Below are 24,339 nucleotides of genomic sequence, written 5' to 3'. Positions count from 1 at the left end.
ACGTGCTGCAGGTCCTTCACCAATCATGATATCCAGTTGGTAGTCTTCCATTGCAGGGTACAAAATTTCTTCAATCACAGGTGAAAGACGGTGGATTTCATCAATAAATAACACATCGCCTTCTTCAAGATTGGTCAGCATGGCGGCTAAATCACCTGCACGTTCTAATACAGGCCCTGAAGTAGATTTAAGATTGCCGCCCATTTCACGGGCAATAATGTTGGCGAGTGTAGTTTTACCTAAACCGGGTGGTCCAAAAATCAGTGTGTGGTCCAGTGCTTCTGCGCGTCCACGGGCTGCACCAATGAAAATTTCCATTTGTTCACGCACCACAGGTTGCCCAATATAGTCATCGAGTGAAGCGGGGCGAATGGCGCGATCAATTTGATCTTCGGGTTTTTCAGAACCACTGATGAGACGGTCTTGCATAGGTGATCTAAACTTTAAGTAAACTGATTTTAATTAACAATTCCGCAAAACATTTTTGAGGAGTCTTTCCAATAGAACTTTAATACAGGGAATAACCTGTAGTCCGCCTTACCTTGCGAAATATATTTCTCATTCGGCAAAAGTAAGCAAAACCATTGTCATTCGCAAAACTCGTCGAATTTTGATTCGTATCGATAATATCGCACAGACATTTTTGTGCAAATGCCTCCTGCCTAAAACAATTGCGAATGACTTTGTCGCGTATCAGATGAGGTGAATTAGACAATATATGTGCTTACCGATTCATTGACTTTAATGCTGCACGGATAATATCACTAGCTTCAGTAAAATCGGCCTTAACTGCATTAATCAGTTTTTGTGCTTCGGCAGGTTTATAACCTAAAGATTGTAAAGCGGCTTCGGCTTCGGCAACAGCAGAATTGCCCGTAAACTGAATTTGAGTCACTGTGGAATTGCTACTGCTCACTTCATTGGACATGGCTTTAAAGCGATCACGTAATTCAATCATTAAACGTTCAGCAGTTTTTTTGCCCACCCCTGGTACTTTGATTAAGGTATTAATATCTTCATGCTCTACAGTGTGAATCAGTAGTTCGACGCTCAAGGTCGATAAAATACCCAGTGCCATTTTCGGGCCGACACCATTGACTTTAAGTAAGGTACGGAAAATGGCTTTTTCTTGGGCTTCTAAAAAGCCATACAACAATTGAGCATCTTCACGCACGGCTAAATGCGTCCACAGGGTAATTTTTTGCCCTTTTTGTAATTGGCAAAATGTGGTGAGCGGCGTGTCAATTTCATAACCTACACCATTCACATTCAGTAACACGGTTGGTGCTTCTAAAGCCAACACTTCGCCAATAAGACATCCGATCATATTTGTGATTCACTGATTGATTTAAAATAAGTTGCGGTTCGCATAGTAGAGCGCATTTTCACAAAAGGCAAAATCTGCGCTTAAATCCTACGTCTATTTGTATATAAGTTATTGATATACAATTGAGTCATCACAGCAAACCAACCTTATTGCCTTGTAATTCTTGCGATAAGTTATAGGCTTGATGATCTGAAAACTTAGAGATAATGTCCAAGACTTGCATAATATTGTCATAATGATTATGCGCAAAATCTGCCCCAGAGCGTTGCAAGATGGACATTAAACGCTGCTCTTTAAAACTTAGGGTTTTATGTGGTGTGGTGAGCGGAATAAACGCATCCAAAATATTTTGTAAACTTTGATGCGCAATAATTTCCAGACCTGCCTTTTGTGGATGCTCGAAAATTTTTTCACGCGCTAAGTCTTTGGCACGATTAATGCCAATTTCAATATCTGCCGAGCAATATTGTAAAAGGCTGCCTTTGAGCTGTCCCATCAGAATTTCCAAATGGTGTTTGGCAAATGCCGTGGTCACTTCATCGACTAAACGCTTCATGACCCGACCACGCAAAGCGGCAATTTTTTGTTGCCAAGTGGTACGTGCCATCGCTAGTTCTGCAGGAATACCGTAGTCACCAATTAAGTTTAAAAAGATTGGTTCCACTTCTTCATAGCTGAGCATGTTTAAAATAATGCCATCTTCCAAATCAATGAGGGCATAGCAAATATCATCCGCCGCTTCCAATAAATATGTCAGTGGATGACGGCAATAGTGATAATCACCCAATTGAATCAGGCCAAGCTGTTCTGCAATTTGTTTGAGAATTTCTTTTTCAGCTTGGTAACAACCAAATTTATCACGTTGATTGGCAGGCCGGTTGCCTTGTTCGGCAATGGTTTTGGAGAGCCACGGATATTTTAAATAAGCGCCTAAAGTGGCATAGGTTAAACGCATGCCGCCATCATTTGGATGATAGTCAATTTTGGTGAGTAGCCGTAAACCTTGCGCATTGCCCTCAAACTGACGGACGTCAGCTTCTTCTTCATCACTCAGTTTGGCGAGAAAATTGCCGTGTGAAGCATCGTCAAACCATTCACGAATGGCATATTCACCTGCATGTCCGAAAGGTGGATTGCCAATATCATGTGCCAAGCATGCAGCTTGAATAATCGCACCGACATCGGCAGGAGAAATCCACATAGGCAAGTGGTCTTTGATTTTTTCTGCAGCCAACATCCCCAATGAACGTCCAATACAAGACACTTCTAAAGAATGGGTCAGGCGAGTGTGAATACCGTCGTGTTGAGTGAGCGGATGGACTTGGGTTTTTCGGTTTAGTTGTCTAAAACTTTGCGAAAAAATAATACGGTCATAATCTTTGTGAAAAGGGCTGCGCGCCTGTTCTGTACTTTGTTTTTTACTACCAATCCGAACTGTGGAAAGCAGTTCTAACCAACGCATTTGAGTCATTTATCATTATTCACTATGTGCTTGTTTTGCATCATGCCAAAAAAATGACAAAAGCTCTAGGGGCGGGCGACATGGCTTGTCTTTTTAAATCTAAAATCATACAAAATGGGAGATACGTTTATGGCGAAGCGTACTTTAAATTTTTTGGGGGGAGCGCTATAAAGCGAGGATTTGATGATGCGCACAGCTTGCCAAAACAGCAACAGTGCTCAATTTTTATGCTAATTTCTAATTAATTGTGAAATGGATAGCGAAGTTTAATTATGCTTAAACTGATTTACTACGTGCCTCAATCTCATCTTGAAGAAACCAAACAGGCTGTTTTTGCAGCGGGTGCAGGAGGAATTGGCAATTATGAACATTGTGCATGGCAGGTTTTAGGCACAGGGCAATTTAAACCTGTAAAAGGAGCAAATCCGTTTATTGGTGAGTTAGATGTTTTGGAACACGTTGCTGAGTGGCGAGTGGAAACCATTGTGCCTGAGCAAAATGCTCAGGCAGTCGCAAAAGCACTCAAAGCTAGTCATCCTTACGAAGAGCCTGCCTTTGAGTTTATGCAACTTTTAGACCTTGATGATTAAATTTTCTGAATAAATAAGTCACGGTCAAAACGGTATTGCGGGAAAAAGACACCATCTTCAGCACGTTCACCTGCAGCAATCACCATCACTGGAAATTGTTGATCATTCAGTTTTAAGAGTTTGCGTACCATCGGCTCATCAAAACCTTCCATCATACAGCTATCGAAACCGTGTGCGCGAAGGGCCAAGACCATATTTTCACAGGCGAGTGCTGTAGTTTTAGTCGCCCAAAGTTTGGCATCGGCAGGGTTAAATGCAGTTACAGGTAATTGTTTATCTAAACTACGTGCAATTTTGAAAGCGACTTTCTTAAAGTTACCTAAAGCATTTAAGTAGCCAGTCATGTAGTTATAAGGAATAAACTTATAATATTTTTTGACTGCAGCAGGCGCTTCAGGATAAGGAAACTCGCTGATATTCTTTTTTGCCATTTCATCAACACGGTCTGTACGTGCAATACACACAATTAGCTCTGATGCAGTACGAGCAGCAAGCTGTCCTAAGCAGGCTTTAACCAGTTGTTTTTTCTTGGCAGGGTTTTGCACCACCACAAAAGTCCACGGTTGTAAATTAGATGAGTTCGGCGCCAATAAAGCCATATCTAAACAATCATCCAACACTTCGGCAGGAATAGCTTTGTCGGTAAATTTACGCACCGAACGACGGCTTTGAATGACTTTTTTAAAGTTTTCTACATCAATATCTTGTGGTGCGGGTTCAAAATAACGTTCTTTTTTTTCAACTTGAACATCGGCTGGATTTGGATTAGTCATTACAATTTTCCTCAATTTTTAATGATTGACAGCACATCTTAGAATATGGGGCCGAATAAAGAAAAAAACCACATTCAGCCAATATGAATGTGGTTTTAAAAACGGCTAGTTCAGTTGAAATAAGTGCATTCCAGTTAAACAGCACTTAATTAAATTGGCTGAAATCAGGTTTACGTTTTTGCATAAAGGCTTGCACTGCTTCCGTCATTTCTGCTGAACCGACACGTTGCATAAAAATTTCTGCTTCATGGTCAATCCACGCCACAATTTCATCTACATTATGTTTCATAAGGGCTTTAGATTGTTTGAGTGAAGCCAATGGTAAAGCTGCCAATTGCGCTGCTTTTTGTTGTGCTGTTGCATAGACATCGGTTTCAATACTATTAACTAAATTTGCCGATAATGCCGTTTCGCTATTGAATTTCTGTGCAGTCAACAACAGTTCAGCCGCTTTGTGATAGCCAGCTTGTTCTACCAGAAGTTTACTTGATGCGCCTTCTGGCGATAAGCCCAAGCTCACAAATGGAATTTGGAATAGGGCAGTATTGTCGCTATATACTAAATCTGCATGCAATAAAATTGTGACACCAATGCCAATCGCCACCCCACGTACAGCTGCAATTAGCGGTTTAGAAAACTTGGCAGCAGATTTTAATAAGATGAACGGAGGACCTTCGGCAGCAGGTAATTGTCCTTTAAGTGCGGCAGACTTCATAAAGTCCTGCATGTCATTGCCTGCGCTAAAGTCTGCATCTGCGCCGCGTAAAACTACACAACGTACTGCATTGTCTTGATCAGCCTCATCTAAGGCTTGTGCAATCCATAAATATAATTCACCATACAACGCATTTTTTGCTTCTGGTCGGTTGATGGCTAAAGTCAGTACGCCATTGTCTAAATTCGCATTCAAATGTGGGTGAGGTTGTTGAATACAGCTCAGTGTCATCGTACTATCCTTGCTATGATTGGATTGAATTTATGGCTCATTATGTCGCAAATTCGCAGCTTTGGCACAACTCATGAGTTCATAAAAAGTTTGATTTATTATGCAATATACGTTTGATTATTTGGTTTTCATTGGTCGTTTTCAGCCATTTCATTTGGCACATTTGCAAACCATTCAAATTGCATTAGCACGTAGTCATTATGTGATTTTGGCATTAGGTTCTGCACAAAATGAGCGCAATTTAAAAAATCCGTTTTTAGCCAAAGAGCGTGAGCAGATGATTTTGTCTAACTTTTCACCTGAGATGCAGGAACGGATTAAGTTTGTGTATGTTATAGATGTCTACAATGATGAAAAATGGCAAAAATTGGTCAAATCTTTAGTAGGTGAACTGGTTCAATCGCAAGATCGTGTTGGCTTAATTGGGCATTTTAAAGATGACTCGTCTTATTATTTAAAGTTTTTCCCTGAATGGGAGATGGTGGAGTTAGACAGCTTGCAAGATGCGATGTCTGCCACGCCTGCACGTGAAGCTTATTATCGTGGGGAAATTCAGCCCAATTTTTTCCCACAAGGCACAATTGATTTCTTAACCGCATTTCAAAACACGGAAATTTATCGTCAATTACAAGACAAATACCAGCAGCAGGACAGCAGTAATTTGACGCAATCATCCAGTATCTAAATGAAAAAGGATGATCGAAAAGGCATTCAATCATCCACAATATTGTGTCTTTTTTGCTTAGAGACTGAAAAATTAAGCCTGTAAAGCGGTTAAATCCGCAAGCACTTGCTCAGCATGTCCAGCAGCTTTAACTTTACGATATTCTTTTATCAATTGACCTTGATGGAAAATAAAAGTTGAGCGTTCAATACCCATGACTTTTTTGCCATACATATTTTTTTCTTTAATCACATCAAACAACTGACACAATACTTCTTCTTTATCGCTAATCAGGTTAATGCCTAAAGATTGCTTTTCGGTAAAGTTTTGATGCGCTTTGACTGAGTCGCGCGAAATGCCAATGATGGTAGTGTTGAGTGCATCAAATTGTGGTTTTAGCGCGGTAAAGTCGACAGCTTGTGTGGTGCAGCCTGGGGTAGAATCTTTCGGGTAAAAATACACCACTAACCAATCTGTACCAAGTTCGGTTAAATTGACTTCGCCTGTGGTTGCAGAAAAAGCTTGATTTGGTAATTGAATTGTCGTGCTCATATTTTTCTCCAAAATCATGCACATAAAAAACTAGCCACATAAAGTGGCTAGTTGAAATTGTTAAGAAAAATTATTTTTTCTCAGCCGCTTTCATTGCTTCTTCAGTTAAGGTTTTTAATTTACCTGTAAGCTGAGGACCAAAACAAGTTTGCAAATCTTTATTTTGCTTTTGTACAAAAGCTAAAGTCGCAGGGCTCTTTTTCTGGTTAATTGCGCCTTGAATTTCCCATTTTTGAGCGTTGGTTAATTTACCATCTGCTTCTACTGCACAAGTACAATATTTGCTTACTTCAGCTGTAGTCAGTTTTTTGCCTTTTGCAGTTTCTTCTTTACAAACATTAATTAAAGCTGCTTTTACATTGGTGCTTTTGTATGCTTGTTGCAACTTGTCATTATTTGCGTGCGTCGTTGTTGCGAATAATGCAGCAACAGACATAATCGCAGAAACCATAATGTTTGATTTTAAATTTTTCATACACTTTACCTTGTTATGACGGTATATAACGTGTTGGGTCCGCAACACCTGCATCGGCAAAACCTTGTTTGCGTAAGCGACAGCTGTCACATTTACCACAAGCACGTCCTTGGTCATCTGCTTGGTAGCAAGAAACCGTTTGACTATAGTCTACGCCATGTTCAATACCTAAGCGAATAATATTTGCTTTGGATAAATGTAACAAAGGTGTCTCAAATTTTAACGGTTTACCTTCTACGCCAACTTTGGTTGCCAAGCGCGCCATATTGGCAAAAGCATCAATAAATTCAGGACGACAGTCAGGATAGCCCGAATAATCTACCGCATTAATGCCAATCACAATGGCTTCTGCATCAAACACTTCGGCTGCAGCCAAAGCATAAGACAGGAAGATGGTATTACGCGCAGGAACATAAGTCACAGGAATACCTTCTTGCTCATGATCAGGTACTTCAATGCTGTGATCGGTCAAGGCAGAACCGCCCAAGTTGCCTAAATCAATATTAATCACACGATGCTCAATGCCTGCATTTTTAGTCAAGGCACGTGCAGCATCTAGCTCTGTGGTCGAGCGTTGACCATACATAAAACTAAGTGCAATACATTCATAACGCGCTTGTGCCCATGCCAAACACGTGGTTGAGTCTAATCCACCAGATAACAATACAATGGCACGAGGGCGCATAATTGAACTCCAATTTTTAAAATTTTGCGTTAGAACTTGAGCAAAACTGTGATGATTGACCTTAGTACGAATGTGTATTCGTGTGGACATTAACGACCTGTTTCATCATTCCAAAGCAATTTATGTAATTGCAATTGGAAACGAACAGGGAGATGGTCGGCTAAAATCCACTGTGCCAAATCACGTGCAAGTTGTGGCAAGGCGACTGCACCTTTTTCGACAGCAAATGCAGGGGAGAACCACACGGTATCGACTTTTTTATGCAATTGATATTGCTCAACCTGCTCCTTCGCCCAAAGATAATCGTCATGATTACAAATCACAAATTTGATTTGATCATGCGGGTTTAAAAAATCTAAATTTGATAATAAATTGCGGGACATTTCACCCGAGGCAGGGGTTTTTAAATCCAGCACTTTAGATACACGATTATCCACTTTAGAAATATCCAAAGCTCCACTGGTTTCCAAAGACACTTCACAACCTAAATCTGCCAAGCGTTGCATGAGTGGCAGCGCATTCGGTTGAGCCAGTGGTTCACCGCCCGTCACACATACATACGGTGTTTTAAAATCTAGCGTGGTTTGGATGATGTCATCTAAAGATTGACGCTCGCCACCTTCAAAAGAATAGGTGGTATCGCAGTAATGACAACGCAATGGACAACCCGTTAAACGAATAAATACGGTTGGCAAGCCTGATGTATTGGCTTCGCCCTGCAATGAATAGAAAATCTCCGTAATGCGTAAACCCGCAGACGGATCAGAAACAGGAATAGCGGAAGATCGGAGGGTACTCATAAAATTCATCACAGTATATAAAAAACAAAAATCTCTACGGTCATTGCTGGCCGTAGAGATGGGGAAAACTAAAAAAAGTTTAGTCTTCGCGTAATAAGTCGTTCAAACTGGTTTTTGCACGGGTTTTTGCATCTACCTTTTTCACAATGATAGCAGCATATAAGCTATAAGTGCCACATTTAGAAGGCAGGCTACCAGAAACGACCACTGAACCTGCAGGTACACGACCATAGTGGATTTCGCCAGTTTCACGATCATAAATTTTGGTCGATTGACCAATATAAACGCCCATAGAAATGACAGAACCTTCTTCGACAATCACGCCTTCAACAATTTCAGAACGTGCGCCAATGAAGCAGTTGTCTTCAATAATCGTGGGGTTTGCTTGAAGTGGCTCAAGTACACCACCAATGCCTACACCACCCGATAAATGCACGTTTTTACCAATTTGTGCACATGAACCTACTGTTGCCCATGTATCGACCATGGTGCCTTCATCTACATAAGCGCCAATATTGACATAAGATGGCATTAACACCACATTTTTGGCTTGGAACGAACCTTTACGTGCAACAGCTGGCGGTACTACACGTACACCTGCCTGTTTAAATTGCTCGTTAGTCCAACCTGTAAATTTCGTGTCTACTTTGTCGTAGAAACGCAAATCGCAAGATTCAATTGGCTTGTTATCATTGAGTTTAAAAGATAACAAAACTGCCTTTTTTAACCATTGGTGAACGATCCACTCACCATTAATTTTTTCAGCAACGCGCAATGTGCCGTTATCTAAACCTGCAATTGCTTGTTCAACTGCTTGGCGAATTTCAGCAGGGCAATCTGCTGCTGTAAAATTAGCACGGTCTTCAAATGCTTGTTCAATAATTGTTGAAAGCTGCGACATCGATGTAAATACCTGAAAAAAACTTTCCAAGATTTTACACTATATTGAGAGAGGAATAGATAAAATTTAGAACAACTTGGAGTTTATCCTTGGCTAGATAAAACAAGTCAAGTTGAGCGCTAAATTGTTGAAGTTTTGAAAATAAAAGCTTTTGCAATAAACAATAAAAATAAATTTGTATCAAAAAATAACATAAACCTAGCACATCTTGCATAAATACTGAACGCAATATGCTCTATAGTTTTTACATGAAAAACGAATGAATGAAAATTCAAAAAGCTTTAGTTTGAGGAGAAACACAATGAAAACTTTACATACAATTTTAGCCGCTTCGGTATTGGCAGCAGCTGCAGGTTCTGCAATGGCAGATACAGCTGTGGTACAAGATGGTTATGCGTTTGATCGTAACCAACTCATTCCAACAGGCGTACGTGCTGAAGTCGGTACAACTGGTTATGGTGGTGCCTTACTTTGGACTGCAAACCCGTATGTGGGCTTAGCTCTTGGGTATAACGGTGGCGATATTTCTTGGTCGGATGACTTATCTATTAATGGTACAAAGTACGATATGGATATGGACAATAACTTGACCTATTTAAATGCTGAGATTCGTCCATGGGGTACAAGCACAAATCGTTGGGCTCAAGGTTTATATGTTGCTGCTGGTGTAGGCTATGTCGATTCTGAGTATGACCTGAAGAAGCGCTCAAGTGATGGTACGATTAAAGTAAATGGCAATAACTATAACTTTAATGGTGAAGTTTCAGGGAAAATGGATTATGAAAATAATATTGCTCCCTATGTAGGTCTAGGTTTAGCGCCTAAGATCAATGAAAACTGGGGTGTATTTGGTGAAGTGGGTGCGTACTATACAGGCAACCCATCTGTAAACTTGACGTCGAAAGGTAACTTTGTAAACGTGAATGGCGCTGATTTTGATAGAGATTTAGCTGCTGAAGAAAACAAAATCCGTAACGACGACAAATACGAATGGATGCCAGTAGCGAAACTAGGTGTAAGCTACCACTGGTAATATCCGTTAGTTTCAGCTAAACCAAAAAAAACGAGCTTCGGCTCGTTTTTTTGTGTCTTAAAAGCGGTGTGCTAATTTCAAGTGATAAACCCAAGCCTCACGTTGTTCGAGTGAAGAAAAACTTGAAATTTGCGTGATTAACGACTGTGGTTGTACCGTGTCTGGCTTAGTAAAGTGCAAATAATGCAGACCCGCAATCATAAAAGTTTTGGGGTTGAAGTGATAAAGCGCGCCCGTACCAACACCAATATAGCCATCTACGGGATTTAAGCTTGAGGCAGGATTACCCGCACCAGAATCCCACAATCCTTCCACCGCAGTGATCCACTTGGGTGACCATTGATGGGCAAAACCCAAACGCGTAGACCATTGATTCTTTTGATAATCAATCAGGTTGAATTGATTTTTCACTATTGCGGAGAATTGAGTGGGTTGAATTTTAAAATCTTGCCAATTGACCCATCGCAATGATCCATACAGAAAATTTTGCGCAGGTAAACCGGTGTGAAAATCTAAATTCACCGATTCAGGTGTTTCAATTTCTGTTGTTTGTTGTGATGTTTCCTCTAAAGGAAATCCCCAAGCAGTTTCACTTGCATTGGAACTATGCTTGATTTTAGAGCGATAGGTAATTGCTGTATTAAAAGCATATTCAGGAATTTGGTAGCTGACACCTGCTAACCAACCCCACGCATGGTCTTTGGGAAAATGTACGTGATAATCCCCAAAAGGAATTGCAGCATATTTATTGTATATAGCAATTTTAAGATCACCTGAGAATGACTGGTTACTTAGACCTGTAAAGAGGTTCCAATTTTGTGTGGGTTGATAGCCGATTAGCGCTGTGATATTTCTTGATTCAAACTTAATATCTGCAGTTTCAGAAAATAAGAGTTCGTTGGATTGTGTCGAGCCTATTTGATAATCCACATCAACAAAATAAGGTTGGTCAAATAATAACGCCACAGAAATTTGTGGATGGGGTTGTAGTTTTAATGCAGCTTGGATGAAGTGTTGATGATTGACTAAATTGCCTGCCGAAAAACTTTGAATATCTGATTTCGTACTATTTTGTTGATGCTGGGCCTGACCTGAAATATTGGGATCTACTTGCAGCAAAGCAACTTCCGCATAATTACCGTTTTCAAAGAAAGCTTGAATGGATTGATTGCTGCGTTCTAAAGCTGCAGCAGAGGTATAATTTAGCGGCAGGACAAACAGCAATCCGACAAAAATGTGAAATTTCATGTTGCGTCCTTGGTCTAAATTATAGAATCGTGTTTAAAATCAAATTACGTTTTTTATTGTTGATTATATTTTATTCACTTTTCTTATGAATTAAAATCATTATTTTGATTATTTCTAGGTATATAGAATAAGCAAGAGTTTTGCTAAAGATCAAAAAAGAGAGCCTAGGCTCTCTTATGTATTGCTGTTTTATTCTTCGGGATAGGCGATACGTTTTAAAGCTTTAATATCGGCATTTGGTGCACATAAAGAAATAAACTCATAGCCATAGCCACGTAGTAAATGTCCTTTGCGAACCGCAATCCATGTGGTGTTTAGCCCAAAAATATCGGTCTGAATTTGTTTTAGGCGGTGATCACGTTCAACGTCATAAGCCACATTGTTGACAATACCAACACCCATGCCTAATTCAACATAGGTTTTAATGACATCGGCATCAAGTGCAGACATCACGATATTGACATCAATTCCTGCATCGATAAATGCTTTGTCAATTTTAGAACGACCCGTAAAGCCACCGTGGTAAGTAATAATTGGATATTCTGCCAAATCGGTCAGGCTAATCTCAGTTTTACTGGCTAAAGGATGATTTTTAGGGGTAATAATACTGTGGCGCCACTCATAATAAGGCACACTCGCCAAGTTTTCTTCAGTGGTGAGAGATTCAGTTGCAATACCAATATCGGCTTCACCTTGCAGCAGCATTTCGGCAATTTCTACAGGGCTGGCTTGTTGTAAAATCAAATGTACTTTGGGAAATTCTTTTTTAAACAAATTCACAATAGGCGGTAGCACATAACGCGCTTGGGTATGTGTAGTCGCAATGGTGAGCGTGCCTTCATCAACTTTATTAAAGTCATCGGCAAGGCGTTTAATGTTATCTGCATCAATCAACATGCGTTCGACGATACACAGCAAGGCTTGCCCTGGCTCGGTTAAACCCAATAAGCGTTTACCTTTGCGGACAAAAAGCTGCACACCCAGCTCATCTTCAAGGTCTTTAATGTGCTTACTCACGCCCGATTGAGAGGTATATAGTGCCGCAGACGCTTCAGTTAAATTAAAGTTTTGCCGAACGGTTTCTCTAATAATTCTAAGTTGTTGGAAGTTCATAGTGGTGCAACCCTAAAAAGGATGGAGCGGGTTAGGCTCCATCTTGATGTCCTTATGCGACTTGATTTTCAAATAAATGTAAAGTGGTTACACTTAACCAAACCGTTTGATTTGGGCGGAATTGGTGCAGTTTCGCTTCATCTGCAGTGAGTGCAATTTCAATTAAATTCCCTTGGCGATCTTGCAATTCTGCAACTACTTTACCAGCAATCCAAACCTCACGTAAGAAGGTCGCTTGAATGGTATTTTCCTGTGGTTGGGCATGAATATGCAACTCATCTGGACGCGCAAATGCAATGACTTTGCCTTGTGGCGCGTTGGGTTGATTAAGAAGTTGTACACGATCTTCACCAATTTGCACAATTCCTTGATGATGTTGTCCTTCAAAACGGTTGGCTTGACCTAAGAAGTCAAATACAAATGGAGTGGCAGGCTGTTCATACACTTCACGTGGTGAACCAATTTGTTCGACATTACCTTTGTTCATCACAATAATTTGATCGGCAACTTCGAGCGCTTCTTCCTGATCGTGGGTCACAAAAATTGAAGTGATGTGTAATTCATCATGCAAAGTTCTTAACCAACGACGTAATTCTTTACGTACTTTGGCATCGAGCGCACCAAAAGGTTCATCCAATAACAATACGCGTGGTTCAACCGCTAAGGCACGTGCCAAAGCAATACGTTGACGTTGTCCACCCGATAACTGCGCAGGATAACGGTCTGCTAAAAAGCCTAACTGTACTAAGTCAAGTAAACGCATAACGCGTTTTTTAATCTCGGCTTCTGAAGGTCGGGTTGCACGTGGACGTACCCGTAAACCAAATGCGATATTGTCAAATACGGTCATGTGGCGGAATAGGGCATAGTGTTGGAAAACGAAACCGACTTGACGTTCTCGCACATGCACATCGGTTGCGTCCTGACCTTCCAGAATCACCTGACCGCCATCGGCAGATTCCAAACCGGCAATAATCCGCAGCAGGGTGGTTTTACCACAGCCCGATGGACCTAGGAGGGCCACCAGCTGGCCGTCTGGAAAATCGAGGGAGATGTTGTTCAGTGCATGGAATGCACCAAAGTGTTTTTCAATATTTTTAACTTGAATACTCATGAGGTCATTCCTTAAGAAACTGTTGAATCTTCATTACGTTTGTCCTGCTTTTCCTGACGGATTTCGACCCAGGTTTTCAGGATCAAGGTCACAATTGCCAGTAGGGCCAGCAGGGACGACACCGCAAACGCAGCACTGAAGGTATATTCGTTATAGAGAATCTCAACGTGTAAGGGCAAGGTATTGGTTTCACCGCGAATGTGGCCAGACACGACTGAGACCGCCCCAAACTCACCCATCGCCCGGGCATTACACAGAATGACACCGTAAATCAGGCCCCATTTAATATTCGGCAAGGTGACTTTCCAGAAAGTTTGCCAGCCAGAGGCACCCAGTACAATGGCAGCTTCTTCTTCTTCGGTGCCTTGCGCTTCCATGAGCGGAATCAGTTCACGCGCCACAAACGGTACGGTAATAAAGATGGTGGCAATGACAATCGCTGGCACGGCATACAAAATCTTGATGTCGTTGTCCATTAACCAGTTGCCCATCCAGCCCTGGGTACCAAAAATCAGTACCAGCATCATCCCGGCAATGACCGGAGAAACCGAGAATGGTAAATCAATGATGGTGGTCAGAATTGATTTACCCGGGAAGTTAAACTTGGCTACCGACCAGGCTGCGGCTACACCAAACACCACATTGAGTGGAACGGCAATGGCCGCAGTGAGTAAGGTCAGTTTGACTGCAGATAAGGTATCTGGATGTACAAGCGCCTGGGTATACACGCCCACACCTTGTTTAAAGGCTTCAACGAATACCAGAATTAACGGCAGAATCAGGCAGCTCAGGAAGAAAATCAGGGCAATGGTCAGTAAGGTGTAGCGAACCCAGGTCGGTTCACGGGTGGCATCACGCGATTGCAGCTTGTCGGCCAAAGCATTGCTGTTGGTATTTAAACTCATCGGGCTGTTCTCCCTGTACGACGGCTGGCCCATGCTTGTAACAAGTTAATCAGGAACAGCATCACGAATGAAATCAGCAGCATCACCACCGCAATAGTGGTTGCACCGGCATAATCATATTCTTCTAAACGGGAGATAATCATCAGCGGGGCAATTTCAGTTTCAAAAGGCTGGTTCCCGGCAATGAAGATTACCGAACCATATTCACCCACGCCACGGGCAAAGGCCAGGGCAAAACCAGTAATTAATGCTGGCAGTAAAATCGGGAAAATGACTTTGGTAACAATCTGCAGACGGTTTGCGCCCAGAGCAGATGCCGCTTCTTCCAGCTCGGTTTCCAAATCGCTGAGTACCGGTTGTACGGTACGCACCACAAATGGAATACCAATGAAGATCAGGGCCAGGGTAATCCCGATCGGGGTATAGGCGACTTTAATGCCCAGTGGTTCTAAATATTGTCCAATCCAGCCTGTTGGTGCATATAAAGAAGTCAGGGCAATACCTGCAACTGCGGTAGGTAAGGCGAAAGGTAAGTCGACCAACGCATCTATAATACGTTTGCCCGGAAAGCTGTATCTGACCAAACACCATGCCAATAATAAGCCGAATACGACATTAATAAAGGCTGCAATGAGTGCAGCGCTAAAACTGAGTTGCAAAGATTTTTGGATACGTTCTGAACTTAAAATTTCCCATAAACCATCCCAACCGATACCTAACGATTTAATAAATACAGCCGATAAGGGAATAAGAACAATTAAGGATAAATACGCTAGGGTAAAGCCTAGAGAAAGACCAAATCCTGGCAGCACTTTGGATCGCTGCGACATGATGACTCCTCAAAAGAGAATGAGTGTTTAAAAACAAACAGATAAGTAAAAATAAATTCGGCACAAGCATAAGTTGCGAAGATCAAATTGCAAATTTGAATAAATACTTGCTTTTATCAGAAATATTGATATGTTGTTGCATATTTTCTGCAATCAAATAATCATAAATTTCAGGAAATGCCCCAAAGCCTGATGCAACATTAATATGACCCACTTGTCCTAAATTAATAGGTGTTAATTGCCATGCTTGGGCAAGTGCCTGTGCATCTGCAAAACTGAGCCACGGGTCATTTTCACTAATCAATAAGTGTGTCGGTACAGCCAATTTAAGTTGCTGAAAGTAAGCCGAATAATTGCTTTGGCTGTGTTCTGCAAAACCAGACTCACCAAAACGGGCAGGGTTAGCAGGTGCAACCAAAACCACATTTTTAATTTTCGTCTGTAGCTCAGGGTGCTGTACCAATGCTGCCACCGTGGTTAGACAACCAAAACTGTGCGCCACAATTTGAATATAGTCCTGAATCGGGGCAACTGTTTTGACAAATTCAGTAACCCAGTTTTGTAAAATTGGGCTATTCCAGTCTGACTGTTGTACACGCGAGCAAGACATGAGTTGTCGTTGTAACCAAGATTGCCAGTGCGCATATTCACTGCCACCTACACCTGGAACAATTACGGTATGAATCATGTCGATGCTCCTTCGCATATTTCAGCCTGAAATGATGATCTGAATAACGCTTAAATTTCAATTGAATCCATCATGTTCCAGTATTGGATGTGACCGCCTGGATTCAAAATTCAGTAAGATAATGCTGTAAAATTCATGCTTTAAATAATCTGCAACAAGGATAACTAGAGTTTTTATGCAAAAAAAATAATTAAAAATGAATTTTATATGAATGAAAAAGATATAAGGCTGTATGAAAACACCCGCATTTTCCAATGTGGGTGTTTTTCACTATCCTTTCAGTATGATTTGCCTTTCAGCATTACTTGGTTTGATTGGCTTTGACAATCTGATCGAAAATACCACCATTTTCAAAGTGTTTTTGCTGAACTTTGCTCCATCCACCAAACTCTTGGTCAATGGTCACGAGTTTTAATGGTTTAAATTGCGACTTATATTGTGCCAACACCTTAGCATTACGTGGTCGGTAATAATGCTTTGCAGCAATATTTTGACCCGCAGGCGAATAGAGATAGTTTAAATAGGCTTTGGCTAAGTGTTGATTACCATCTTTTAGCACATTTTTCTCTACAATCGCCACTGGGGGTTCAGCCAAGATGGATAAGGAAGGGGTGATGATTTCAAATTTACCTGGTTGTTCACGCACGGCTAAATAGGCTTCATTTTCCCAAGCCAACAAAACATCACCAATGCCACGTTCTGCAAAAGTGGTGGTTGCACCACGGGCACCTGAATCCAATACTTTGGTTTGTTTATAAATTTGACGAACAAATTCTTGGGCTTTGGCATCATTGCCAGCAGGTTGATGTTTAGCCCATGCCCATGCTGCTAAGTAATTCCAGCGTGCGCCCCCTGAGGTTTTAGGATTTGGTGTGATGATTGCAACATTCGGTTTAACTAAATCGCCCCAATCCTTAATATTTTTAGGGTTACCTTGGCGGACTAAGAATACGATGGTTGATGTGTATGGGGTTGAGTTATTCGGTAACTTTTTTTGCCAGTCAGCAGGTAATAGTTTGGCTTTTTCTGCAATAACATCTATATCCGCGGCTAAAGCAAGGGTCACTACATCGGCATTTAAGCCATCAATAACCGCACGTGCCTGTTTACCCGAGCCACCGTGTGATTGCTTGAAATTAATAGTTTGTCCAGTGCGTTTTTTCCAGTAGTTGCCAAAGTGTTGATTGACATCTTCGTATAATTCACGGGTAGGGTCATAAGAAACATTGAGAAAGTCTTTTGCAGATACACCCAGTGCTGTGCTAGAAAGTATGGCAGCCAGTACCCCAATTTTAAATTTTGAAAAGCTCATAATTGACCTCATTGGTTTATGCTTTGTTGTGTGCTGAGTTGAATGAGGCAAGCATATAGTCAGTTCATTTTCTTAAAAAATAATTTAAAATGCGGTGAATATCAGTAAATGATAAATATAAATTTCTTCTTTGATTTCTATACTTAGAGATAAATAACGAGTACTTCTTCTATGCAGTGTTATAAAAATGCCAAGCCTACCGAGCAGATTCAGGTGTTAGATCGTGCTTTTCATTATGGTGATGGATGCTTTAGCACTGCGCGTATTCGCAACAATCAAGTTGAGTTGTGGCATCGCCATTTAGCGCGTTTAGAGCATGCAAAACAAAATATGCATTTAACGGCAAATCTTGAATTTATTAATAAAACACTGGCCGATTTAAAACAAAAACATGGCAAGTTGAATGGTACATTAAAGCTTGTGCTGAGTCGTGGTGAGGGGCAACGTGGCTATAGCTTGCCTGAACATCCTGCCGATGTATGGGTATTCTTTTATCCTCAAGCGCAAGAAACTTTGGGGGCAGAATACCACTACGAAATCATTCAAAGCGGTGTCTTAGAACAGACCATTGGCTTGACGATGCCGCAGTTGGTTGGTGTGAAAAGTTTGAACCGTCTCGAACAGGTTTTATTAAAGCAAGAGGCAGATCAAGCGGGGTGGCTTGAGGCTTTGGTGACCGATGTGCAGGGGCGTGTGGTTGAAGGAGTGAGTAGTAATTGTTTCATTCTTATAAACAATACATGGATTACCCCGCAACTTGGTTATAATGGCGTGCACGGCGTGATGCGGGCAGAAATTTTGTCGCGGATGCAACAGCACAATATTGCGTGTGAACAACGTGATATAGATGCTGCAGAAATTGCGGACATTCAAAGTTTATTTTTTTGCAATGCGCTTAGTCCAATGAAAATTGCCAGCCATTTACAGTCACAGCTTTTGGATGTGCAACCGTGTATTCAATTATTTAAGCAACTTCAACTGAATCAGATACATTCTTATGTCTAAACCTAAACGCCCATCAAAATCTAAAAAGAAAATTAATACAGTACAGTCTATGCGTGCCTTGAAAGGTGGCATCATTTTTATACTGGGGCTATTACTGGTGCTTGGCGTGATTTTATGGTCAAGTCTGTTTAGAGATTATCCTGTTGAAGGTCAAAAACAATTATTGGCGATTAATGAAGGCGACACGTATTCACGCTTTATTGATCGTTTGGCTGAAGATGATCATGTGAACTTTCCAATTGTTTTAAAGTTGTACCAACGGGTGATGATCCATGACAGCATGAAGAAAGGTGTATATGAAGTGCGTCAGGGGATGAGTGTACGACAGGTTATGGAAATGATCGCTAATGCTGAAAATGCACAAATGAACCGAATTTTGGTGATCGAAGGTACGACTTTTAAACAATTGATTGATGCGTTAAAGAAAGATGAGCTAGTCACCAAAGAAGTGTCGCATTTGCCGTATGATCAAATGCTAAAAGCTTTAAATATTCCTTTTGCACATCCCGAAGGTTTGTTTGCACCGAATACTTATTTCTTTGCCAAAGGTGAAACTGATCGTAAAATTTTAACCGATTTATATCAGCGTCAAATGAAAGCATTAGATGATGCTTGGAATAATCGAGCAGCAGATTTACCTTATAAAAATAAATATGAAGCCTTGATTATGGCCTCAATTATTGAAAAAGAAACCAATGTCGATGCTGAGTTGCAGCAAGTGTCTGGGGTATTTGTACGCCGTTTAAAACTGGGCATGCGTTTACAAACCGATCCAACTGTTATTTATGGAATGGGCGATAAATATCAGGGCAATATCACCCGTCAGGATTTACGCACACCAACACCATATAATACTTATACCATGAGTGGCCTACCCCCAACGCCAATTGCTTTGCCGGGTCAAAAAGCCATTCAAGCGGCTATGCATCCAGACCAATCTGACAACATTTATTTTGTGGCGACAGGTAACGGTGGGCATAAATTTAGCACCAATTTGCAAGATCATAACCGTGCCGTGCAGGAATATTTAAACGTACTACGCATGAAAAAATCAGGGGAATAAGCATGTTTATCAGTTTTGAGGGCACCGAAGGGGTAGGCAAAACGACACTCATCCGCCGCATTCACGCTTATTTTACTGCACAAGGTCAGTTGGTGGTTTTAACTCGTGAGCCAGGTGGAACCCCTATGGCAGAGCAAATTCGTGCTTTGTTGCTTAGCGTAAACCATGAGGAAAAAATGTGTTCAGACACTGAGTTATTGTTGATGTATGCAGCGCGCGCTCAGCATTTAGATCAGGTGATTTTACCTGCACTGGCTGCAGGAAAAACCGTGCTATGTGACCGTTTTAGCGATGCCAGTTTTGCTTATCAATGTGCTGGACGTGGTTTAAGTGAAAGCAAGTTGCTGACTTTAAATAATAACTTTGTCGCACGTATGCCTGACTTAACTTTTTGGCTCGATGCACCGATTGAACTGGGTATGACCCGTGCACGTGCGCGTGGAGCGCTTGATCGTTTTGAGCAAGAGAAAGCAACTTTCTTTGAGAAAGTTAAAGGTGGCTATCAAACTTTGTGGCAGCGACATCCTGAGCGAGTGAAGCGCTTAGATGCAACACAAAGTCCAGATCAAGTATTTGCACAAGCGATGCACTATTTGTAAGCGAAGGCATAAAACGCAAAGGCATATACAAAAAGGCATAACAAGCCATTGGGTTGTAGTTAGACATTTGATTGAATGGAAAAATCTTCTATAGTGGAAACGTTTTAAGATTTTTTATTTAACAATAGCGAATATTAAATATGACCAAAGACGAAATTATTGAATTTTTAAAAGTAGAGTTTCCGCAAAGTTTGGAAAAATGTGAAATTGTGTCCATCACGCCACGTGGGGTATTGGTAAATTATCACATTGATGAACGTGATTTACGTCCAGGTGGTACGGTATCGGGGCCGACTATGATGACCGTTGCAGACTATGCACTATATATCGCCATTTTAGGTGAATTGGGTTTGGTGGCTTTGGCAGTGACCAGTAACTTAAACATCAATTTTTTACGCAAACCTGCAGCAGGACGCAATTTACGTGGTGAATGTCGCTTAATGAAAGTAGGGAAAAACCTCGTCGTCGGTGAGGTTTGGGTATATTCCGAAGGTGTAGATGATGCCGTGGCGCATGTAACAGGGACCTACTCGATTCCACAAGTAGGAAAATAATAAGATCAGCATTTGGCTTAAAGTTAATGGTTAAATAGTCTAAGTAAATGTGGTTGATCTTTAATCCTTGCGGTCATTGATCGTTTTCATGCATGCAATTGAATAGAAAAATAGCCTAAGAGAGCCAGTTTTTTCACAGTGCAAAACGATTAAAGAGATAGTATTTTATAAAAGAGCAGGGGAATGTTCGTAAAACTTTTGTAGAAATGAGGGGCAAAAAAATAAGTAAAATGAAATTAATAACGATGAATGAAAATATGAAACTTTCAATCACCGTTATTTAACCTACCTTATTCATTCACCAATGGAGTTTCCACTTGGAAATTTGGTGGAATGAGCACAGTTTTACGCAATTCAGGCGCAAGCTCAGGATAATCGAGCGTGAAGTGTAAACCACGTGATTCTTTCCGTTGCATGGCACAGCGCACAATCATTTCAGAAACCAGAACCAAATTACGCAGCTCAATCAAGTTTTTACTGACTTGATAGTCCTGATAATACTCGGTGATTTCACGTTTTAACATTTCAATACGGTGCAAGGCACGCTCTAAACGCTTGGTGGTGCGTACAATGCCGACATAGTTCCACATGGTTGCACGTAGCTCATCCCAGTTTTGTAAAATCACCACATCTTCATCAGGGTTCGTGACTTGAGAATCATCCCAAGCAGGAACTTCAGGTGAGCAATAATCTGTAGTGTGATGTGCTTCAATATGTTTGGCCGCTGCCATTCCATATACAAAACATTCTAAAAGAGAGTTACTTGCCATGCGGTTAGCGCCATGCAAACCTGTATAAGACGTTTCACCAATCGCGTATAAACCAGAAATATCGGTTTGGCTATGTTCATCCACCATCACACCACCACACGTGTAGTGGGCAGCAGGTACAACAGGAATCATATCGGTGGTGATATCAATGCCCAATTCCAGCAAACGTGCATACAGTGTAGGGAAGTGTTCCTTGACAAATTCTGCAGGCTTGTGGGTAATATCTAGCCATACATGACGAATACCCAAACGCTTGATTTCATAGTCAATTGCACGTGCCACAATATCACGCGGAGCGAGTTCTGCTCGTTCATCAAAACGCAGCATAAATCGTTCGCCATCAGGTAAACGTAAATATGCACCTTCACCACGCATGGCTTCAGTAATTAAAAAAGAACGCGCCTGAGGATGATACAAACAGGTTGGATGGAATTGGTTAAATTCCATATTGGCTACACGGCAACCCGCACGGAAAGCCATGGCCATACCATCGCCCGTCGCAATGTCTGGGTTTGAAGTGTAAAGGTAGGCTTTCATTGCACCGCCGCAGGCAAGAGCGGTAAATGGAGCAAGGAAGGTATGTACTTTTTGAGTACTTTCATCTAGTGCATATAAGCCTAATGAACGATTAGCTTCGTTTAAACCAAGCTTTTGTGAGGTAATCAGGTCAATGGCGATATAGTTTTCAAATATAGTGATGTTTTGCTGTTCTTGAGCACGTTGCACCAAAGTCGTGGAAATTGCACGGCCTGTAGCATCGGCAGCGTGAATAATACGGCGCTGAGAATGGCCGCCTTCACGGGTTAAATGCAATTGCTCTTGTTCGTCTAAGGTAAACTGCACGCCATGTTTGAGCAGAAAATCTACCGAAGGTTTGCCGCCTTCCACCGTTTGTTTGACGGCACTTATTTCACATAAATGCGCACCTGCAATCATGGTGTCATCTATATGTTGTTCGATCGAGTCGGTTTCATCAAGGACTGCAGCAACACCACCTTGCGCATAAAAGGTGCTGGCTTCAGTGAGGGTAGATTTTGCCAAAACGGCGATTTTGAAATGCTGGGGTAATGAGAGCGCTAAACTCAAACCTGCACCACCACTTCCCACAATAATCACATCAAATTGATGTGTTGTGTTTAAATTAGACATGTCCATCAGCTAATTTGAAAAAAGTTGGATAATGACACCCCTTTTTGCAGAAAAAGGCAAGTGCGAAGTGGATTTGAATAATGAAAAAAAAGAATAAACCAGCAACTTTTATGGAATATCCCGCTTTTATTTGGATTTGATTCAACGCATTTCATTTATAACACTTTGGTGCGCAATTTTTTGATGAGGTAAATACCTGATGCGATCTCAGTTATCCTCTCACAGTGCCTGCCAAACTGTAATTGAAAAAGATTCAACATTTTATTACGCAAAAGTCTATTATTTTGTGCTAAATAAGGTGAGTCCAAAGTCATAATTATTATTGAGTGAATGCTATTTATGAAAAATCGCAACTTTAAAAAAGGTTTATATGCGGCTGTTTTTACTATGGCAACTGTGCAGACTCAAGCAGCACCACCAGTAGACTTTTCTAATTTGGTTGAGCAGGTGAGTCCTGCTGTCGTGAGTGTCAATGTTGTCAAAAAAATGAGTCAGGAAGAACTCTTACAACAACAAGTTCCAGAAATTTTACGCCGTTTTTTTGGCAATCAAGTGATTATTCCACAACAACAATTGCCACAAGAAAAAACAGGTTATGGCAGTGCCTTTTTTATTAGTAAAGATGGATACCTTTTAACGAACCACCACGTGGTTGAAGATGCTTCAAAAGTCACAATTGTACTGAATGACCGCCGTGAGTTAGATGCAACTGTTGTGGGTAGTGATGAACGTACCGATGTCGCTTTATTAAAAGTGCAAGGTGCGAGTTTCCCAGAGTTGCGTACAGGCAATGTCGATCAATTGCGTGTGGGTGAGCCTGTACTTGCAATTGGGTCTCCATTTGGATTTGACTATTCTGCATCGGCAGGGATTGTCAGTGCCAAAATGCGGAATATGATGGGTGAAACCTCAGTACCCTTTATTCAGACCGATGTAGCTTTAAACCCAGGTAACTCAGGTGGGCCATTGTTCAATCAGCGTGGTGAAGTTGTGGGCGTGAACTCCCGTATTTTTAGTGGTACGGGTGGCTATATGGGCTTGTCATTCTCTATTCCAATTGATGTAGCAATGGATGTTGCCGATCAATTAAAGCGTAATGGTAAAGTGACTCGCTCTTATTTAGGGGTAAGTTTGCAAGATATTGACCGCAATTTGGCAGAATCTTATAAACTCAGTAAACCTGAAGGCTCTTTAATTACTCAAGTTGCACCAAACTCACCTGCTGCACGTGCAGGTTTACGTGCAGGGGATGTGATTCTTAAATACAACGGCACACCTATTTCCAGAACGTCTGAATTGTTGAACTATTTAAACCGCTCAGTGCCAAATCAAAGTATTCAGCTTGAAGTATTACGTGATGATAAACGCCGTAATATTACCGCTACAGTGAGCACAGCTCCTGATGACACACCTGCCAAAAACAACCCTGACACAGCAGCCAAAGGCCCTGTTTTAGGGGTGTCGATTCGCGATTTAAGCGTGGCAGAACAACGCCAATTAGATATTAAAGGCGGTGTATTGATTCAGGAAGTGCGTCGTGGTGGTTCGGCTGCTCAGGCACGTATTATGCCAGGCGATGTGATTGTGCAACTGAATAACACCACCATCCAAAATGCCAACCAATTTGTTGAAACAGTATCTACCTTGAAACAAGGTACAATTGCGCGTGTGGTGATTATCCGTCAAGGACAACGTGCGATTATTGGTATGCGTATTCAATAAGTTGATGCAGCATATAATAGTGAATCTATCTAAAATTTAGAATATTGCTAAACTTTAGA

26 protein-coding genes are annotated in these 24,339 nt (G+C 41.3%); 8 read left to right on the top strand and 18 right to left on the bottom strand.

The features are described 5' to 3' along the window. The 3 genes from B2W49_RS05735 to B2W49_RS05725 form a co-directional block, all read right to left on the bottom strand. The coding region (locus tag B2W49_RS05735) for an AAA family ATPase (protein ID WP_291335373.1) at window positions 1-429 on the bottom strand (429 nt) is incomplete at its 3' end. Window positions 430-724: 295 nt separating this feature from the next. Next, complete coding sequence (gene ruvA / locus B2W49_RS05730; protein ID WP_291335371.1) at window positions 725-1,327, bottom strand: Holliday junction branch migration protein RuvA; 603 nt, start codon at window positions 1,325-1,327, stop codon at window positions 725-727. 130 nt (window positions 1,328-1,457) lie between these two features. After that, window positions 1,458-2,798 (bottom strand): deoxyguanosinetriphosphate triphosphohydrolase, encoded by a 1,341-nt coding sequence (locus B2W49_RS05725; RefSeq protein WP_104851741.1) that lies wholly within the window; start codon window positions 2,796-2,798, stop codon window positions 1,458-1,460. A gap of 263 nt (window positions 2,799-3,061) precedes the next feature. Here B2W49_RS05725 and B2W49_RS05720 point away from each other — a divergent pair, with 263 nt between their 5' ends. Next, the gene (locus B2W49_RS05720; protein ID WP_291335369.1) at window positions 3,062-3,379 is read left to right on the top strand and encodes an NGG1p interacting factor NIF3; all 318 of its coding nucleotides are present in this window, start codon (window positions 3,062-3,064) and stop codon (window positions 3,377-3,379) included. On the opposite strand, the gene B2W49_RS05715 is transcribed toward B2W49_RS05720, so the two are convergent. Both B2W49_RS05715 and B2W49_RS05710 read right to left on the bottom strand, forming a co-directional pair. After that, window positions 3,376-4,152: a nitroreductase family protein gene (locus tag B2W49_RS05715; RefSeq protein ID WP_291335367.1), complete on the bottom strand. Its 777-nt coding sequence runs from the start codon at window positions 4,150-4,152 to the stop codon at window positions 3,376-3,378. The two genes, B2W49_RS05720 and B2W49_RS05715, sit on opposite strands and share 4 nt — an antisense overlap. Before the next feature lie 145 nt (window positions 4,153-4,297). After that, window positions 4,298-5,098, bottom strand: coding sequence for an enoyl-CoA hydratase-related protein (locus B2W49_RS05710; RefSeq protein WP_291335365.1), 801 nt, complete (start codon window positions 5,096-5,098; stop codon window positions 4,298-4,300). A gap of 100 nt (window positions 5,099-5,198) precedes the next feature. Between B2W49_RS05710 and B2W49_RS05705 the strand changes: the two genes are divergently transcribed. Continuing rightward, complete coding sequence (locus B2W49_RS05705; protein ID WP_291335363.1) at window positions 5,199-5,783, top strand: nicotinate-nicotinamide nucleotide adenylyltransferase; 585 nt, start codon at window positions 5,199-5,201, stop codon at window positions 5,781-5,783. A 72-nt stretch (window positions 5,784-5,855) separates the two neighbouring features. Here B2W49_RS05705 and B2W49_RS05700 read toward each other — a convergent pair whose 3' ends face one another. From B2W49_RS05700 to dapD, 5 genes are all read right to left on the bottom strand, one after another. Further along, window positions 5,856-6,314: a peroxiredoxin gene (locus B2W49_RS05700; protein ID WP_291335361.1), complete on the bottom strand. Its 459-nt coding sequence runs from the start codon at window positions 6,312-6,314 to the stop codon at window positions 5,856-5,858. A 70-nt stretch (window positions 6,315-6,384) separates the two neighbouring features. Next, window positions 6,385-6,789, bottom strand: a complete 405-nt coding sequence (locus B2W49_RS05695) for a hypothetical protein (protein WP_291335359.1) — start codon at window positions 6,787-6,789, stop codon at window positions 6,385-6,387. 13 nt (window positions 6,790-6,802) lie between these two features. After that, the gene (gene queC / locus B2W49_RS05690; RefSeq protein WP_136144778.1) at window positions 6,803-7,474 is read right to left on the bottom strand and encodes a 7-cyano-7-deazaguanine synthase QueC; all 672 of its coding nucleotides are present in this window, start codon (window positions 7,472-7,474) and stop codon (window positions 6,803-6,805) included. Window positions 7,475-7,563: 89 nt separating this feature from the next. After that, window positions 7,564-8,274 carry a 7-carboxy-7-deazaguanine synthase QueE gene (queE, locus tag B2W49_RS05685; protein WP_236162198.1) on the bottom strand — a complete coding sequence of 237 codons (711 nt, stop codon included), beginning with the start codon at window positions 8,272-8,274 and terminating at the stop codon, window positions 7,564-7,566. Window positions 8,275-8,353: 79 nt separating this feature from the next. After that, complete coding sequence (gene dapD / locus B2W49_RS05680; protein WP_291335356.1) at window positions 8,354-9,175, bottom strand: 2,3,4,5-tetrahydropyridine-2,6-dicarboxylate N-succinyltransferase; 822 nt, start codon at window positions 9,173-9,175, stop codon at window positions 8,354-8,356. 301 nt (window positions 9,176-9,476) lie between these two features. Here dapD and carO point away from each other — a divergent pair, with 301 nt between their 5' ends. After that, entirely contained in the window at window positions 9,477-10,208 is a 732-nt protein-coding gene (carO, locus tag B2W49_RS05675) for an ornithine uptake porin CarO type 4 (protein WP_291335354.1), read from the top strand. Window positions 10,209-10,265: 57 nt separating this feature from the next. Here the strand turns inward: carO and B2W49_RS05670 are convergent, their stop codons facing one another. The 7 genes from B2W49_RS05670 to B2W49_RS05640 form a co-directional block, all read right to left on the bottom strand. After that, window positions 10,266-11,456, bottom strand: coding sequence for an outer membrane protein transport protein (locus B2W49_RS05670; RefSeq protein WP_291335352.1), 1,191 nt, complete (start codon window positions 11,454-11,456; stop codon window positions 10,266-10,268). 189 nt (window positions 11,457-11,645) lie between these two features. After that, window positions 11,646-12,569 (bottom strand): CysB family HTH-type transcriptional regulator, encoded by a 924-nt coding sequence (locus B2W49_RS05665; protein ID WP_291335350.1) that lies wholly within the window; start codon window positions 12,567-12,569, stop codon window positions 11,646-11,648. 52 nt (window positions 12,570-12,621) lie between these two features. Next, entirely contained in the window at window positions 12,622-13,683 is a 1,062-nt protein-coding gene (locus B2W49_RS05660) for a sulfate/molybdate ABC transporter ATP-binding protein (RefSeq protein WP_291335348.1), read from the bottom strand. A gap of 11 nt (window positions 13,684-13,694) precedes the next feature. Then, window positions 13,695-14,588, bottom strand: coding sequence for a sulfate ABC transporter permease subunit CysW (cysW, locus tag B2W49_RS05655; RefSeq protein WP_005176653.1), 894 nt, complete (start codon window positions 14,586-14,588; stop codon window positions 13,695-13,697). Continuing rightward, window positions 14,585-15,418, bottom strand: a complete 834-nt coding sequence (gene cysT, locus B2W49_RS05650; protein WP_291335344.1) for a sulfate ABC transporter permease subunit CysT — start codon at window positions 15,416-15,418, stop codon at window positions 14,585-14,587. The genes cysW and cysT overlap by 4 nt, the downstream gene beginning before the upstream one ends. Window positions 15,419-15,500: 82 nt before the next feature. Further along, complete coding sequence (locus B2W49_RS05645; protein ID WP_291335342.1) at window positions 15,501-16,106, bottom strand: RBBP9/YdeN family alpha/beta hydrolase; 606 nt, start codon at window positions 16,104-16,106, stop codon at window positions 15,501-15,503. A gap of 301 nt (window positions 16,107-16,407) precedes the next feature. Further along, entirely contained in the window at window positions 16,408-17,418 is a 1,011-nt protein-coding gene (locus B2W49_RS05640; RefSeq protein WP_291335340.1) for a sulfate ABC transporter substrate-binding protein, read from the bottom strand. A 171-nt stretch (window positions 17,419-17,589) separates the two neighbouring features. Here B2W49_RS05640 and pabC point away from each other — a divergent pair, with 171 nt between their 5' ends. The 4 genes from pabC (at window position 17,590) to B2W49_RS05620 (ending at window position 20,639) form a co-directional block, all read left to right on the top strand. Beyond that, window positions 17,590-18,423 (top strand): aminodeoxychorismate lyase, encoded by an 834-nt coding sequence (gene pabC, locus B2W49_RS05635; protein WP_291335338.1) that lies wholly within the window; start codon window positions 17,590-17,592, stop codon window positions 18,421-18,423. Window positions 18,424-18,472: 49 nt separating this feature from the next. After that, on the top strand, window positions 18,473-19,486 hold the full coding sequence (gene mltG, locus B2W49_RS05630) for an endolytic transglycosylase MltG (protein WP_414630583.1): 1,014 nt from the start codon (window positions 18,473-18,475) through the stop codon (window positions 19,484-19,486). 2 nt (window positions 19,487-19,488) lie between these two features. Beyond that, window positions 19,489-20,085, top strand: a complete 597-nt coding sequence (gene tmk, locus B2W49_RS05625) for a dTMP kinase (RefSeq protein WP_291335334.1) — start codon at window positions 19,489-19,491, stop codon at window positions 20,083-20,085. A 140-nt stretch (window positions 20,086-20,225) separates the two neighbouring features. Further along, the gene (locus B2W49_RS05620) at window positions 20,226-20,639 is read left to right on the top strand and encodes a PaaI family thioesterase (protein ID WP_291335332.1); all 414 of its coding nucleotides are present in this window, start codon (window positions 20,226-20,228) and stop codon (window positions 20,637-20,639) included. Between the two features lie 290 nt (window positions 20,640-20,929). Here B2W49_RS05620 and nadB read toward each other — a convergent pair whose 3' ends face one another. Further along, window positions 20,930-22,564, bottom strand: coding sequence for an L-aspartate oxidase (nadB, locus tag B2W49_RS05615; RefSeq protein ID WP_291335331.1), 1,635 nt, complete (start codon window positions 22,562-22,564; stop codon window positions 20,930-20,932). Window positions 22,565-22,897: 333 nt separating this feature from the next. Between nadB and B2W49_RS05610 the strand changes: the two genes are divergently transcribed. Beyond that, complete coding sequence (locus tag B2W49_RS05610; RefSeq protein WP_291335328.1) at window positions 22,898-24,280, top strand: Do family serine endopeptidase; 1,383 nt, start codon at window positions 22,898-22,900, stop codon at window positions 24,278-24,280. Window positions 24,281-24,339 lie beyond the last annotated feature (59 nt).

This window comes from Acinetobacter sp. UBA801 (assembly GCA_002296655.1).
Taxonomy (GTDB): domain Bacteria; phylum Pseudomonadota; class Gammaproteobacteria; order Pseudomonadales; family Moraxellaceae; genus Acinetobacter.
Note: the sequence above shows the minus strand (reverse complement) of the source record. Positions and strands in the feature narration are given on the sequence as shown.